This window comes from Kitasatospora sp. NPDC057936 (genome assembly GCF_042887525.1).
Classification (GTDB): domain Bacteria; phylum Actinomycetota; class Actinomycetes; order Streptomycetales; family Streptomycetaceae; genus Kitasatospora.
The window spans coordinates 42,505-56,340 of sequence record NZ_JBHVPD010000073.1 but is presented as its reverse complement, the minus strand read 5'-3'; the positions used below and the strand labels follow the sequence as shown (position 1 = coordinate 56,340).

Below are 13,836 nucleotides of genomic sequence, written 5' to 3'. Positions count from 1 at the left end.
GGCCGGACTTCCTCAACCGCCTCAGCAGAGACGATCACGTCGCTCATCAGGTGTTCTTCCTTGATCGGGAGTTACACCGAAGACCGTACAGACCCCGCTTGTCGGCCTCTGCCATGATCATTCGACACGTCTCGGGGGAGAAGCGGCATGGCGGGGAACATCAAGGACCGGCTCAAGGTCGACCAGGAGATCCTGGGGGTGGTCTCGGGCGGGGTGTTCGGCGCGCTGTTCCTGGTGCTCGGGCTGGGGGCGCTGTTCGGCGGGCACTACGGCTACGGCGGCGATGCCGTCGCCTCCATGGGATTCATCGCCATCCTCGGGCTGATGGTCTGCGGCGCCGGTCTGCTCTACGCGCTCTGCCACCCGCGCTTCGGCCTGCCGTCCGTCGCACTCGGCACGCTGATCGGCCTCGGGATCTTCGTCCACTTCGCCGGCCTCGGCGTCAAGGACGACTGGACGGCCCCGCCCGACCGGCCCTCGGACATCCGCGCCATCGGCAGCTGGAGCACCGCGGACCTCGTCGTCCGCGCCCGGCCCGACAAGGTGGTGGCCTACCGCGCCACCACCGGCGACACCGCCTGGAGCTGGACCCCGCCCGCCGAGGACTCCGTCTGCGCCATGAGCCGCGAAACCGGCCACGGCATCGGGCTGTTCGCCCACGGAGCCCACGGCCGTCCGTGCGCCACCGCGATCGCGCTCGACCTCGCGACCGGCACCCCGCGCTGGACGGCGAACCTCGACGCTCCCCTCCGCGCGGGCGACACCGCTGCTCCCGGACTGCTGGCCGTCGCCGACGACCGCGCCGTCCTCCAGGAGACGGGCGGCTGGCGCGCCGTCAGCCTCATCGACGGCAGCGCCGCCTGGCGCAGCGCCGTCGACCCGGACTGCGCACCGCTGCGGGTCGCCGGCGGCCCGGACACCGCCGTCACCGTCGCCCAGTGCTCCAAGGGCGGCCCGGTGCTGCGGACGCTGGCCGCGCAGGACGGGCAGGAGCGGACGCACACCGTCCTGCCGCTCGCCAACGGCCTGAACGATGCGGCCGTCCTCTCCGCCGACCCGCTCACCGTGTGGGTGGACGAGCAGGGCGACCGCGGCACGCACGCCGTGCTCGCCTTCGACCGCGCGGGCAAGGTGCGCAGCACCATCCCGGTCTCCGGGGACGAGTACGACCTGGACGTCACCCTGGGCGGCGCCCACGCTGTCCACCAGTTCGAGGCCCGCCCCGCCTACGGTGCGGTGGTCGTGGGCGACCTGCTCGTCGTGCCGGGCGAGAAGCCGGACGATGTCACCTTCGGCGGTGCGAAGCACAACAGCCGCCACGCGACGGGCCGCCTGGTCGCCTATTCCCTCGCCGACGGCGGCAAGCGGTGGACCGCCGGGCTGGACGACCAGGTGACCGGCCTGGCCGTCGACGGCACCCGCGTCTGGGCGATGACCCGCAACTCCCTGACCGGCGTCGACACCGCCACCGGCCACGAGGACGAGAGCCTCGCCATTCTCGGCACCGATTCGGACGACCCGTCGGACCTGGCCCCGGACGGCCCCGGCCGCTTCACCGTCGTAGCCAGGGACGGCACCACCGACGCCGAGCCCCCGGTACGGGCCGTGGCGGTGCCGAGGTAGGTGCGGTCGGCGTGGGCCGCGCGCGGGAAGTCGGGCCCGCCGACTTCCTGTGCGGCTCCGGCCGAATCTCCGGTGCGCCCGGCCCCCGGCCCCCGGTACCGTCCGCGGGTGACCCGTCGAACTCCACCGCGCCCCTTGAACGTTGAAGCGCTGTTTCCCGAGCTCGCGCCCTTCCGCCGGGAGACCGTGCGGCTGCACCCGCGCTCGGGCCGGCCGACGTGCCGCGACAGCTCGGTCGGTGGGCCGCTGCTGTGGCCGGCGCGGGAGCCGTGGCCGGAGTGCCCCGAGCACCCGGGGTCGCCGATGGTCGCGGTCGTCCAGATCTTCCGCGCCGACGTGCCGGACACCGTGCCCTTCCCGGAGGGGCGGGACCTGCTCCAGGTGCTGTGGTGTCCGCGCCGCCATGCGACCCAGTGGGTCGTCCCGCTGGTCCGCTGGCGCTCCGTGGCGGAGGTGGGGGAGGTGCGGCAGACCCCGCCGGCGCCTGCGGACGCCGGGTACGGGCGGGTGCCGCGTCCTTGTGTCGTGCACCCGGAGACGGTGACGGAGTACGCGAGTTGGGACCTGCCGGACGAGCTCTGGGACGCCCTGGACGCCCGCTTCGAACAGGTGGAGGCGGAGACGGGCTGGCACTACCAGGACCACCTGTCCACCGCGCCGGGCACCAAGCTGGGCGGCTACCCCGGCTGGTCGCAGGAGCCGCGGTGGCCGGTCTGCCCGCTCTGCTCGACGCCAATGGACCACCTCCTGACGGTGGACAGCACCGAGGAGCACGACAACCGGCAGGCGTGGACCCCGGTCGAGGACCGCGACGTCAGGTGGGAGGGCGCGGACCTGAGTCTCGGCGACCTGGACAGCGTGCGCCTGTTCGAGTGCCGTACCTGCCCCGGGCGCCCGTTCGCCCATCGTTACGGCGCGTAGGAGCCCGCCGGCTCACGGCTGCTCGGTGCTGCCGTCGCGGTCGAACTGGTCCAGGTACGTCTCCGGTGCCATGTCCGTGCGGTGCAGCAGGGAGAACACCTCGCTGCCGTGGGCCGGGCCGCCGTCCGCGTCGAGGACGAACACCTGGGTGAGCGGCAGCAGTTCGAAGCCGCCGTCCTCCGCGTACGCGGCGGCCTCGCGCTCGCCGAGCGCCATCGCCTCGTCGAAGGAGCCGGCGCGCCAGAGGGTGATCCGTTCCTCGTAGGGCGCGTCGCTCCAGTTGGTCCAGCGGAAGAAGCACCGGACGGTGTACCAGGCCGGTGCTGCGGGGGAATCCGGTGCTGAGGACACGTGCGGGACCTCTCGATCGCGTTGGCGCCGTCGGACGTGGGCCACAGTAACCGGTTCGTTCACCCGGCGTTCGCCGGACGCACTGTCCGAAGTGGTCCGCCGGTACCGTCCGCCGTGGGAGTCTCCTGGGCGTTTCTCGGAGCCCATGGAGGCGGCAGTGTCACATCCCTCGCGCAGAACGGTCCTTCGGACGGGTACGGCCGCCGGCGCCCTCGCGGCGATCCCGGCGTCCACCCTGCTCTGGACGCAGCCCGCCGTCGCCGGCACGCCCGGCCCCGAGCAGGTCCACCTCCAGTGGGGCGACGAGCCGTCCACCGAGATGACCGTGTCCTGGGCGACGGCGGCGAGCGTGAGCCGCCCGCGCCTGCGCCTCGGGACGCCGCGCGGCGGCGGCGGGCGCAGCGTCGACGCCGAGACGCGGACGTACGTCGACGGGCTGAACAAGGTCGAGACCTTCACCCACCACGTCCGGCTGCGCGGCCTGAAGCCCGACACCACGTACGTCTACGACGTCCTGCACGACGGTGCCCAGCCGGTGCGCGGCACCTTCCGCACCGCCCCCGGGCGCGGGCGCGCCGCGTTCCGCTTCACCAGCTTCGGCGACCTCGGCACCGGCGACAACGTGTTCGCGAAGTCCTCGATCCACGGTGCGGCGGCCGTCCGCCAGGTCGAGCAGTTCTCGCCGCTGTTCCACCTGCTCAACGGCGACCTCGCGTACGCCAACAACAACCCGCAGCTCCAGCCGCAGTGCTGGAACGCGTTCATGAACAACCTGTCCAAGTCGGCCGCCAGCCGGCCCTGGATGCCCGCGCCCGGCAACCACGAGGTCGAGGCGGGCGGTGGCGACCTCGGCTACGCCTCCTACCTGACCCGCTTCGAGCTCCCCGACAACGGCACCCGCGACTACTGCGGCAACTGGTACGCGTTCCAGGTCGGTTCGGTGCTCTTCCTGAGCCTCGACGGCAACGAGATCGCGGTCGAGGACGACGCCAGCATCGACCCCGCCACCGGGCAGTCCATCTACATCAGCGACTACAGCGACGGCGCCCAACTGCGCTGGCTGGAGCGCACGTTGTCGCGGGCCCGGGGCGGCAGCGCGGTCGACTGGATCGTCGTCAGCATGCACCAGTTCGCGATGTCCTCGTCCGCCGCCAGCCACGGCGGCGACATGGGCATCCGGGAGAAGCTGATGCCGCTGTTCGACCAGTACGCGGTCGACCTCGTCCTCGCCGGCCACGACCACGACTACGAGCGCACCCACCCCGTGCGCGGCACCGAGTCCGGCGGCCTGCTCACCCCGTCCGTCGCCGACGACGACCTGCGGCAGATCGACACCTCGCAGGGCACCGTCCACCTCATCCTGGGCGGCGGCACCGCCGGCCACGACGACAAGTACCTGCCGGCCGACGGCGACGGCGTCCGCGAGGCCTTCGTCCGCACCCAGCGGCTCACCTTCAAGGCCGACCCGGACGCCAAGGAGAAGGCCACCTGGTCCGCGGTGATCGACCCGGACACCAACCACCCCTACGGCGTCGCGGTCTTCGACGTCGACCCGGGCGTGCTGCCCGGCAGCCGCACCACCATCACCGTGAGCTACTACCACTCGGCCCCGGCCACGGCGGCCAACCCGGTGCCGACGCCGGTGCTCTACGACCAGTTCACCCTGTACCGCGACCGCAGCGACGGCTGGGGCGACGACGAGAACAGCGATGCCAGAGTCGCGGTCGGCCGCCGGTAACCCATCGCGTCCTTGAGGGCCCGCCGCGCACGCCGCGCGGCGGGCCTAACTCTCTTCTGCAACCCACCCGAGGCGCAAGGCGGCCACCGACTGCCTCAGGCCGGACCTCTCAAGCTGGCTCAGCACGTCGTCGAGCGTCTGTGGCGGCTTGCGTCGGCTCAGCGCGATCTCCTGGACGCACGAGTAGACGACGCGCTCATCCAGCCCGATGAGGTCCATGACGAAGTCATCGGCACTCTTCCGCTCGATGTCGAACGAACCGAGGTAGTCGACGGGAAAGTCCTTTCGGTTGTTGGTGACGATGACTTGGGCTCCCGCCCTGATCGCCGCGGCCAACACGTGTCGATCGTCGGGATCCGGGAGCTTGAGCCCCTCGATCAGGGGCTCGAACCCCGTGACGAGACAGTCCCGGACCGCCTGAACCATCAGCTCTCGACGTCGCTGGAGCTTCTCCGGTGGGATCTGAAAGTCCTTGACGAGGTTGCGATCGACCTCGTCAAGGATGGTGTCAGTCCATTGCGCGCGCACGAGCCCCCGTAGCGAGACACGCATGAGGAGGTCCCTCAGGGTGTTCGGGTACAGCACGCACGCGTCATAGATGACGACGAAGGCCATGTCAGAGCAGCCCCAGCTCCTGGTCCAGTTGCATCAGCTCGTCGGCGGCGTCCTTCCGTGCCGCGTCGTCCTCGCGAAGGTACTGGCGAAGAGCGTCGACACGAATGCGGCGGTGGCGGCCTACGAGCCGGTAGGGGATCTTCTCGGACTCCAGCAGTCCGATGAGGTAGGGGCGGGACACGTTCAGCATGTCGGCGGCCTGCTGAGTGGTGAGCTCCGCATCGACCGGGATGATCTGGACGCCCTGTCCGTTGGCGAGGGCGGCCAGTATCGAGGCGAACATCTCGGCCACCGGTCTTGGGAGCACCAGAGTCTCGTCCTGCGCTCCTGTTTCGAGGTGTACCTGGATGTCCTTGTTGCTGCGACCTGTGTGCGAGAGGTAGTCGTTGATCCGGCTGAGGGCCCGCCGAGCATCGCCCGCATCGACGGCGCCGGGTTCGATCTTCCTGCCTGTGACGGTTCCCATGGCTTCCCTCCGCTGTCCTAATCGAAGTATTCGCAATAAGTGAAGCATTCGCAACAGCGCTTCGGGGTGCTATGCCCTCCCAGGTCTCCTGCTCGGACGGAGGACGGGAAGGCTGCAGCCCCGGGGCGTCAGGGCCGGTCGAGAAGGGCGGCTCCCAGATCGGTGACGGTGTAGTTCACCTCGTTGCGGTAGCGGTGGCCGGTCACCAGCCCGGCTTCGCGCAGCACGGCCAGGTGCTGGGAGACGGCTCCCGGGCTCAGACCGGTGCGTGTCGCCAGTTGGGTCGTGGTGCTGGGCGAGCCGGTGTAGGCCAGGATCCGGGCCCGGCTGCGGCCCAGTAGCCGGGCGAGCGCACCCGTGGTGGCCTCCTGCCGCTCCCACAGGGTGCCGACCGCCCGGGCGGGGTAGATGGCGATCGGCGGTGATGCCGGGTCGCTGGTCACGAGCACGGAGTGGGCGGTGAAGACGCTCGGCAGCAGCGGGAGGCCCCGGCCGCGGAGGTCGATGGCGGTGTCCAGCCGGTCGTCCAGGAGGAGGCGGTCCCCGGCCCAGCACAGCGCGGGGTGGAGGTTCCCGAAGAGGGACTGCACACCGCCACCGGAGAACTGGCGGGTGCGGTACGCGATGTCCGCCTCCAGTACGGCCCGCATGCGCGGCCAGTGCGGGTGGATCGCCGCCTGCCACCATCCGCGGACGGCGTCGACCAGCCGAGGCAGCGCCGACTCGGGGTCGGCGGCCAGCAGCCGGGCGAACGGCGAGGGCGGCGCGTACCGGAAGCCCGCTTCGAGTTCGGCCCGGACGCGGGCCGGCGGGGTGGCCAGGACGACTGCCAGCTCCTCCTCGATCTCGCCGAGCGAGCAGCCCGGTGGCGGTGTCAGGAAATCGGGCAGGCAACTGCTCGACCACACGATGGCTCTCAGCGGAGCGGTCCGGCGGGCGAGGCCCTCGTCCCGGACCAGCTGCCGGGCCTGCCCGATCCAGGGCAGGTGGACCGGGTGGTGCCCGGGCTCGCGCAGCACCCGGAGGCTGGAAACGGTCTCCCACAGCGGCGAGACCGCGAACCTGACGGAGGCGACGTCATCGACGTCGAACCGCACCTCGGTCATGGGGCTCCCTCCCCGCACAGGTGTTTTCGCCCAGACTAAAACACTGGTCGGCCAGGTCGTCCGATGGTGGTGTTGCCGACCGTGACCATGATCAGAGATCGTTCGAGCCTGTTCCTCCACCGGGACTTCCGACGGCTGTGGACCGCCGACGCGGTCAGTCAGCTCGGCGGGAGCGTGACGCTGGTCGCGCTCCCGCTGGTGGCGATCGGAACGCTTCACGCCACGCCGTTCGAGATGAGCCTGCTCGTCGTGTGCGAGTACCTGGCCGCGCTGGTCATCGGGTTGCCGGCCGGCGCCTGGGTGGACCGGATGCGGCAGCGCCGCGTGATGGTGGTCGGCGACCTCTGTCGCGCGGTGCTGCTCGGGTCGATACCGGTCGCCGCGTTCCTGGGCACGCTGACCCTGCTCCAGCTGTACGTGGTGGCGTTCGGGATGTCCGTCTGCACCGCGTTCTTCGACACGGCGTTCCAGAGCCACCTGCCGCACCTGGTGGTGGACGAGCAACTGGTCGAGGGCAACGTCAAGTTGGAGACGACGCGCAGCATCGCGCAAGTGGGCGGTCCGGGTGTCGGAGGGATCGCGGTGGGAGCGCTCACCGCGCCGGTGGCGATCGTCGTGAACGCGGCCACCTTCGTGCTGTCGGCCCTGTCACTGGCCCGCATCCGCACGCCCGATCCGCGGCCGCGCAGCGGCGCCGGCGGCGGGAACCTGCGGTCCGAGATCGCCGAGGGCCTGCGCTTCGTCCTCGGCCACCGGCTGCTCCGCGCGATCACGATCAGCTCGGCGCTCTCCAACATGTGCGGCACGATCAGTGCGTCGATGCTGCTGGCGCTGCTCGCCGGTCAACTTCACCTCTCGGCGTTCCTCTGCGGCCTGGTGTTCAGCGCGGAGGCGGTGGGCGGACTGCTCGGAGCGCTGTGCGTGGAGCGGATCACCGCCAAGCTGGGCCAGGGCCCGGCGATGTGGCTCTCGATGACCCTGAGCAGCGTGCTGTGGCTGCTCGCGCTGCCGATGTACCAGGCGGACGGGCGGTTCGCGATCGCCGTCGCGCTGAACGGCCTGGGCTGGGCCGGCTTCATGACCTTCAGGGTTTCGAGCGTCGCCTACCGCCAGCGCCTCTGCCCGAAGCCGCTGCTGGGGCGGATGACGGCATCCTTCCGGTTCGTCGTCTGGGGGCTGATGCCGGTCGGCGCACTGATCGGCGGCGTGCTCGGACAGAGCCTCGGCGTCCGGCAGGCCATGTGGGTCGGTGTCGTGGGCGAGCTCCTCGCGGTGCTGCCGATCCTCTGCTCGCCGCTGCGGACCATGCGCGACCTGCCCGTCGCCGAGAAGGAGGCCGTGCCGACGGTTGTCTGATCCCGCCTCGGGACCCTCTGCGCGGGAAGTCGGGCGGATCGACTTCCTGCGCAGAAGTCCTCGTTCAGTGGAGACGCAGCCAATTGCGTCTACGTCTCTGCAACCGCCGGCTGCAGCATCAGACTTCGCGAGTGTGACGCCCCTGGCACCATCCTTGCCAACACGCCTGACGCGCTGCGTGCCTTCACACTCGGCGTCAAGGCTGGTGAATTCGACCGGCTGACCTCGTCGTAGCGGTGGAGGATCAGGCGGGCGACGGCCTCGTGGGCGGCGAGGGGGGCGCTCGTCCACCTCGCTTCCGTCGTCGCGGCTCGGCGGGCGAAGAAGCCGGGGGCCAGGAGGTAGGTCGCTACTGCTACCTCTCGGTGGCCCTCGGAGTGCAGCGCGGCTACGGCCTCGTGGGGGGTGGGGCTCGCCGCCGACAGGTGGGCCGGGGTGACCGGGCGGCCCAGGTGGGTGGCCAGGAGGCTTGCCATCCGTGTCGTGTCGGCGATGGCCGTCGGGTCGGAGGAGCCGGCGCCGGCCAGGACCACCGGGGCCTCCGGGGCGGCGCCGCTCTCGGCAAGGCGATCGGCCAGGGCTTCGGCGAGCAGCGGGTGTGGGCCCAGCGCGCGGGCGACCTGGGACGTTGGGAGGCCGGCGGCGGCCACCGCTGCCGGGATGTCGACGCGCACGTGGTAGCCGGTGCTCAGGAGGAGCGGGACCAGGATGGGGTTCTGGTGCTGAAGTTGGGCGAGGGCCTGGTCCAGCGACGGCCGGTTCAGGTCCAGGAAGCAGCAGCGGACCGGCAGTTCGGGTCGGAGAAGACGAACGCGGTGAAGTAGCGCCCGGATCGTCGCCGCCGACGCCGTGTCCCGGCTCCCGTGCGCCACGGCCAGCAGCATCAGCCCGCCGCCAACCGGTAGCCCCGCTTGGGCACCGTCCGGATGAGCCCCGCATGCGCGCCCAGCGCCGCCCGCAGCCGCCCGACGGCCGCCTCGACCGCGTGTTCGTCCGCGCTCGCGTCCGTCCAGGCGGCGCGCAGGAGTTCGGCGCGGCTCAGCACGTGCCCCGGGCGTTCGGCGAGGGCCCGGAGGACGGCGGCGCCGCGAGGGCTGAGGAGGTGGCTCTCGCCGTCGACCAGTGCCGCGTTGCCCTGGAGCGTCAACACCGCATCTGACAAAGGGATTTCGCGCCGGCCGAGGGTGGGAAGCGTCTCCGCCAGCAGCCGGACGAGCGAGCCCAGCCGGCCGCGTTCCGGGTACACCGTCGGCAGCCCGAGGTCCGCGAACGGGCGCGCGCACAGGGCGCCGACGCACACGGGCAGGACGTCCCCGCGCAGGGCGTCGAGGACGGGTTCGCGTAGGCCCTCGGCCTCCGCGGTGGCGAGGAAGGCGGCGACGGCGGGCGCGCTGGTGAAGGTGAGCGCGTGCACCTGGCGCCGGACGGTCTGCTCGACCAGCCGCCGCACCGGGGCCATGTCGTCCGGCGGGGCCCAGCGGTAGACGGGGACGGAGATCACCTCGGCGCCGCGTTCGCGCAGGGCCGCCGCGAAGGCGTCGAGCCGCACGCCGTGCTCCTGGACGGCGATCCGGCACCCGTCGAGGGGGCGGGCGAGCAGCCAGGTGAGGAGCTCGTCGGTGGCTTCGGTGCTGGGGGAGAAGCCCTCGCCGAGGCCGCTGGCCCGTACCGCGCCGGTGGCCTTGGGGCCCCGGCTGAGCACGACCGCGCCCCGGCAGGCCTCGGCGAGGGCGGTTGCGCGGCCCCACCCCTCGGCGGCGCTCATCCAGCCGCGCCAGCCGACGCCCGTGGTGGCGACCACGTAGTCGAGCGGGGCGGCCAGGCACCGCTCGGTGGCCTCGCGCAGGGCGAGGTCGTCGGCGAGCGGCAGGATGCGCAGCACGGGCGCCTCGACCACCTGGGCGCCGCGCCGGGTGAGGAGGGCGACGAGTTCCTCGCGGCGGCGAGCCGCGGTGACCCCGACGGTGAAGCCGGTGAGGGGCCCGGGCTGGGCGGTGGGGGTTGCCATGCCGGTCAGCGTGCGGCGTGCACGTTACGGGGGCGTTGCCCGCCCGTCACCCCCAGGTAAGCGAAAGGGCTGCTCCGGTTACGGCCGGTGTTCCTGGAGCGCACCCTGGGGCCGGGCGGCCGTGAGGGAGGTGTACCGCGCCCGCAACACGGGTGACGCGGTCGCGAAACAGCGGACGGCGACATTCCTCGGCATGACGCTGACCAGCCCGAAGGCGGCCCCCACGCCGACCACCGACACCCACTGCCCGTACTGCTCGCTGCAGTGCGGCATGCGGCTGGGTGGTGGCGCGGACGGCACGCCCGAGGTGCTGGAGCGGCCGGAGTTCCCGGTGAACCGGGGCGCGCTGTGCGGCAAGGGCCGTTCGGCGGCGGCCGTGCTCGCCCGGGACGTCCGGCTGACCGGCCCGCTGCTGCGCGACCGGCCCGGCGGGCCGCTGCGGGCGGCGGGCTGGCCAGAGGCGCTGGACCGCGTGGCGGACGGGCTCGCCCGGGTACGGGAGCAGCACGGGCCGGACGCGGTGGGCGTGTTCGGCGGGGGCGGGCTGACGAACGAGAAGGCGTACCTGCTGGGCAAGTTCGCCCGGGTGGTGCTGCGCACCGCGAACATCGACTACAACGGCCGGTTCTGCATGTCCTCGGCGGCGGCCGCCCACCGCAGGGCCTTCGGCCTGGACCGCGGCCTGCCGTTCCCGCTGGAGGACATCCCGCACACCGGCTGCCTGATCCTGGTCGGCGGCAACCCGGCCGACACGATGCCGCCGGCCGTGCGCTACTTCCGCGAACTGCGCGAGAACGGCGGCACCCTGATCGTCGTGGACCCGCGCCGCACCCGCACCGCCGAACTCGCCGACCTGCACCTGCAGCCCCGCCCCGGCGGCGACCTGGCGCTCGCGCTGGGCCTGCTGCACCTGGTGATCGCCGACAGCCTGGTGGACAAGGACTTCATCGCCGGGAGGACGTCCGGCTTCGAGGCGGCCCGCGAGGCCGCGATGGCGCACTGGCCGGACCGCGTCGAGCGGATCACCGGCGTGCCCGCCCACCAACTGCGCGAGGCGGCCCGGCTGTTCGGCACCGCCGAGACCGGCATGGTGCTCACCGCGCGCGGCCCGGAGCAGCAGAGCAAGGGCACCGACACCGTCGGCGCGTGGATCAACCTGTGCCTGGCGACCGGCAACTCCGGCCGTCCGTACGCCGGTTACGGCTGCCTCACCGGCCAGGGCAACGGGCAGGGCGGGCGCGAGCACGGCCAGAAGGCCGACCAGCTGCCCGGCTACCGCTCGATCGAGGACCCGGCCGCCCGGGAGCACGTCGCCGCGGTGTGGGGCGTGCCGCCCGAGAGCATCCCGGGCCCGGGTAAGTCGGCGTACGAGCTGCTGGACGGCCTCGGCCGGCCGGACGGCGTCCGGGCGCTGCTGCTGGCCGGCTCCAACCCGGCGGTGTCCGCGCCGAACGCCGGGCACGTCACCGAGCGGCTGCGCGCGCTGGACCTGCTGGTCGTCGCCGACCTGGTGCTGTCCGAGACGGCGCGCCTCGCGGACGTCGTCCTGCCCGTGACGCAGTGGGCGGAGGAGGACGGCACCACCACCAACCTGGAGGGCCGGGTCATCCTGCGCCGCCGCGCCTTCGACCCGCCCGAGGGCGTCCGCAGCGAGCTGTGGGTGCTGCGCGAACTGGCCGCCCGCCTGGGTGTCGCGACCGGCTTCCCGGTGGCGGCCGAGGAGGCCTTCGACGAGCTGCGCCGCGCCTCGGCCGGCGGCGACGCCGACTACGCGGGCATCAGCTACCGGCGGATCGCGGCGGAGGACGGCGTGTTCTGGCCCTGCCCGGCCGAGGACCACCCGGGCACCAGGCGGCTCTTCCTCGACCGGTACGCGACCCCGGACGGACGGGCCCGCTTCGTGGCCGTCACCCACCGCCCGGCCGGCGAGGAGCCAGACGAGGAGTACCCGCTGTACCTGACCACCGGACGGGTGCTCGCCCAGTACCAGAGCGGCGCGCAGACCCGGCGGGTGGCCGAGCTCACCAGGGCCGCGCCCGGCCCGTTCGTCGAGCTGCACCCGCGGCTCGCCGAGCGGCTCGGGGTGGCCGACGGGGAGCCGGTGGCGGTGACGAGCCGGCGCGGACGGGCGGTGGCCCCGGCGCGGATCACCGACGCGATCCGGGCGGACACCGTGTTCATGCCCTTCCACTGGCCGGGGGCGGGCCGGGCCAACAGCCTGACCAACCCGGCGCTCGACCCGGTGTCCCGGATGCCGGAGTTCAAGGTGTGCGCGGTGCGGGTGGAGAAGGCGGCCGGGCCGAGCGGCGGCGGGGCTGCCGGGGACGGCGAGGCGGCGGCCGGGCAGGCCGAGCGCCCGTTCGACCGGAGTGGCGAGGCGGCGGCCGGGCAGGCCGAGCGCGCCGGACAGGAGGTGGCACCGTGACCAGGGAACCGAGGATCGCCGTCGTCGGCGGCGGCATGGCCGGCGCCCGCTTCGCCGAGCGCTACGGCGCGCTCGGCGGGCCCGGCACCGTCACCGTCTACGGCGCCGAGCCGCGCGCGCCCTACAACCGGGTGCTGCTCGCGGACGTCCTGACCGGGCGCTACGACGCCGAGTCGATCGCGCTGCCGCTCGGCGGGGCCGAAACCAGGCCCGGCTGCGAGGTCGTCGCCCTCGACCCGGCCGCCCGCACGCTGACCCTGGCCGATGGCACCGTCGAGCCGTGGGACGAGCTCGTCCTCGCGACCGGCTCCAACCCCGTGCTGCCGCCGGTGCGCGGGCTGCGCCGCCCCGACGGGCTGGGCCTCGCCGAGGGCGTGCACACCCTGCGCACGCTGGAGGACTGCGGGCGGCTCGCCGAGGAGGCCGTCACCGCGAAACGTGCGGTGGTGATCGGCGGCGGGGTGCTCGGGGTGAGCGCCGCCCGGGCGCTGGCCGCGCTCGGCGTCCGCACCGAGATCGTCCACCAGGCACCACATCTGATCGAGCGTCAGCTCGACCACGAGGCGGCCGAGGTGCTGCGGGAGCGGCTGCTGGCGCTCGGCGTCGAGACCTACGCCCGCAACCGCGCCCGCGCCGTCCACGGCGGGGAGAGGGTCGGCGCGGTGGAACTGGCCAACGGCTACCGGCTCGACTGCGACCTGGTCGTGCTCGCCTGCGGCACCCGCCCCCGCACCGCCCTGGCGTACGGCGCCGGGCTGCCGGTCGGCACCGGGATCCTGGTCGACGACCGACTGGCCGTCGCCGGGGACGTCTCCGGCGGGAACGTGTCCGCGATCGGCGACTGCGCCGAGCACCGCGGCACCGTCCACGGCCTGGCCGGCCCCGCCTGGGAACAGGCCGACGTGCTCGCCCGGCGGCTGGCCGGCGCCGACCCGGACGCCCGCTACACCGGCAGCGTCCCGCGCGCCCGGCTCAGCACCGGCGACCTGGAGTACGCGGCCTTCGGCGCCGTGGACGAGACCCTCGACCCCGGTCTCGACGTCCTGCGGATCGCCGACGCCACCCGCGGCAGCTACAAGAAGCTCGTCCTGCGCGGCGACCGCCTGGTCGGCGCGATCCTGCTCGGCGACCTGGCCACCGTGGACGCGCTGGCCGGCGCCTTCGAGAGCGGCGGACCGCTCGGCGGCCACCCCCTGCACCTGCTCACCCGAGGAGAACCGCGATGAC

11 protein-coding genes and 2 pseudogenes are annotated in these 13,836 nt (G+C 73.1%); 7 read left to right on the top strand and 6 right to left on the bottom strand.

The genetic code is table 11. The features are described from left to right. The first annotated feature begins 147 nt into the window (after positions 1-147). On the top strand, positions 148-1,623 hold the full coding sequence (locus ACFVU9_RS31375) for a PQQ-binding-like beta-propeller repeat protein (protein WP_387599169.1): 1,476 nt from the start codon (positions 148-150) through the stop codon (positions 1,621-1,623). 135 nt (positions 1,624-1,758) lie between these two features. Then, positions 1,759-2,544 carry a DUF1963 domain-containing protein gene (locus ACFVU9_RS31370; protein WP_387599167.1) on the top strand — a complete coding sequence of 262 codons (786 nt, stop codon included), beginning with the start codon at positions 1,759-1,761 and terminating at the stop codon, positions 2,542-2,544. A gap of 12 nt (positions 2,545-2,556) precedes the next feature. Here the strand turns inward: ACFVU9_RS31370 and ACFVU9_RS31365 are convergent, their stop codons facing one another. Next, complete coding sequence (locus ACFVU9_RS31365) at positions 2,557-2,895, bottom strand: hypothetical protein (RefSeq protein ID WP_387599164.1); 339 nt, start codon at positions 2,893-2,895, stop codon at positions 2,557-2,559. Positions 2,896-3,052: 157 nt separating this feature from the next. On the opposite strand from ACFVU9_RS31365, the gene ACFVU9_RS31360 reads away from it, so the two are divergent. After that, positions 3,053-4,633 (top strand): purple acid phosphatase family protein, encoded by a 1,581-nt coding sequence (locus tag ACFVU9_RS31360; protein WP_387599161.1) that lies wholly within the window; start codon positions 3,053-3,055, stop codon positions 4,631-4,633. 45 nt (positions 4,634-4,678) lie between these two features. Here the strand turns inward: ACFVU9_RS31360 and ACFVU9_RS31355 are convergent, their stop codons facing one another. The 3 genes from ACFVU9_RS31355 to ACFVU9_RS31345 form a co-directional block, all read right to left on the bottom strand. Then, positions 4,679-5,248 (bottom strand): PIN domain-containing protein, encoded by a 570-nt coding sequence (locus ACFVU9_RS31355; RefSeq protein ID WP_380500061.1) that lies wholly within the window; start codon positions 5,246-5,248, stop codon positions 4,679-4,681. Between the two features lies 1 nt (position 5,249). Then, positions 5,250-5,714: a helix-turn-helix domain-containing protein gene (locus tag ACFVU9_RS31350; RefSeq protein ID WP_380436568.1), complete on the bottom strand. Its 465-nt coding sequence runs from the start codon at positions 5,712-5,714 to the stop codon at positions 5,250-5,252. Positions 5,715-5,842: 128 nt separating this feature from the next. Next, positions 5,843-6,820: a DUF5937 family protein gene (locus ACFVU9_RS31345; RefSeq protein WP_380436567.1), complete on the bottom strand. Its 978-nt coding sequence runs from the start codon at positions 6,818-6,820 to the stop codon at positions 5,843-5,845. Between the two features lie 87 nt (positions 6,821-6,907). Between ACFVU9_RS31345 and ACFVU9_RS31340 the strand changes: the two genes are divergently transcribed. Both ACFVU9_RS31340 and ACFVU9_RS31335 read left to right on the top strand, forming a co-directional pair. Next, positions 6,908-8,176, top strand: coding sequence for an MFS transporter (locus tag ACFVU9_RS31340; RefSeq protein WP_387599174.1), 1,269 nt, complete (start codon positions 6,908-6,910; stop codon positions 8,174-8,176). A 111-nt stretch (positions 8,177-8,287) separates the two neighbouring features. Continuing rightward, a pseudogene (locus ACFVU9_RS31335) lies at positions 8,288-8,410 on the top strand (DUF397 domain-containing protein); the annotation flags it as partial. An 89-nt stretch (positions 8,411-8,499) separates the two neighbouring features. On the opposite strand, the pseudogene ACFVU9_RS31330 reads toward ACFVU9_RS31335, so the two are convergent. Both ACFVU9_RS31330 and ACFVU9_RS31325 read right to left on the bottom strand, forming a co-directional pair. Next, positions 8,500-9,060 (bottom strand): annotated as a pseudogene (locus tag ACFVU9_RS31330) (sirohydrochlorin chelatase); the annotation flags it as partial. Further along, positions 9,060-10,184, bottom strand: coding sequence for a uroporphyrinogen-III synthase (locus tag ACFVU9_RS31325; RefSeq protein WP_380436559.1), 1,125 nt, complete (start codon positions 10,182-10,184; stop codon positions 9,060-9,062). The pseudogene ACFVU9_RS31330 and the gene ACFVU9_RS31325, both read right to left, overlap by 1 nt. A gap of 193 nt (positions 10,185-10,377) precedes the next feature. On the opposite strand from ACFVU9_RS31325, the gene ACFVU9_RS31320 reads away from it, so the two are divergent. Together ACFVU9_RS31320 and ACFVU9_RS31315 are read left to right on the top strand one after the other, a co-directional pair. Continuing rightward, a complete protein-coding gene (locus ACFVU9_RS31320) occupies positions 10,378-12,609 on the top strand; it encodes a molybdopterin oxidoreductase family protein (RefSeq protein ID WP_387599156.1) in 2,232 nt (743 codons plus the stop codon). Beyond that, a complete protein-coding gene (locus ACFVU9_RS31315) occupies positions 12,606-13,835 on the top strand; it encodes an NAD(P)/FAD-dependent oxidoreductase (RefSeq protein WP_387599153.1) in 1,230 nt (409 codons plus the stop codon). The genes ACFVU9_RS31320 and ACFVU9_RS31315 overlap by 4 nt, the downstream gene beginning before the upstream one ends. Position 13,836: the final 1 nt, after the last annotated feature.

Bases quoted from the DNA above. Each gene is read 5' to 3' on its own strand.
- ACFVU9_RS31345 (WP_380436567.1), bottom strand. From the start codon at position 6,820: ATGACCGAGGTGCGGTTCGACGTCGATGACGTCGCCTCCGTCAGGTTC.
- ACFVU9_RS31375 (WP_387599169.1), top strand. From the start codon at position 148: ATGGCGGGGAACATCAAGGACCGGCTCAAGGTCGACCAGGAGATCCTG.
- ACFVU9_RS31325 (WP_380436559.1), bottom strand. From the start codon at position 10,184: ATGGCAACCCCCACCGCCCAGCCCGGGCCCCTCACCGGCTTCACCGTC.
- ACFVU9_RS31320 (WP_387599156.1), top strand. From the start codon at position 10,378: ATGACGCTGACCAGCCCGAAGGCGGCCCCCACGCCGACCACCGACACC.
- ACFVU9_RS31340 (WP_387599174.1), top strand. From the start codon at position 6,908: ATGATCAGAGATCGTTCGAGCCTGTTCCTCCACCGGGACTTCCGACGG.
- ACFVU9_RS31355 (WP_380500061.1), bottom strand. From the start codon at position 5,248: ATGGCCTTCGTCGTCATCTATGACGCGTGCGTGCTGTACCCGAACACC.
- ACFVU9_RS31350 (WP_380436568.1), bottom strand. From the start codon at position 5,714: ATGGGAACCGTCACAGGCAGGAAGATCGAACCCGGCGCCGTCGATGCG.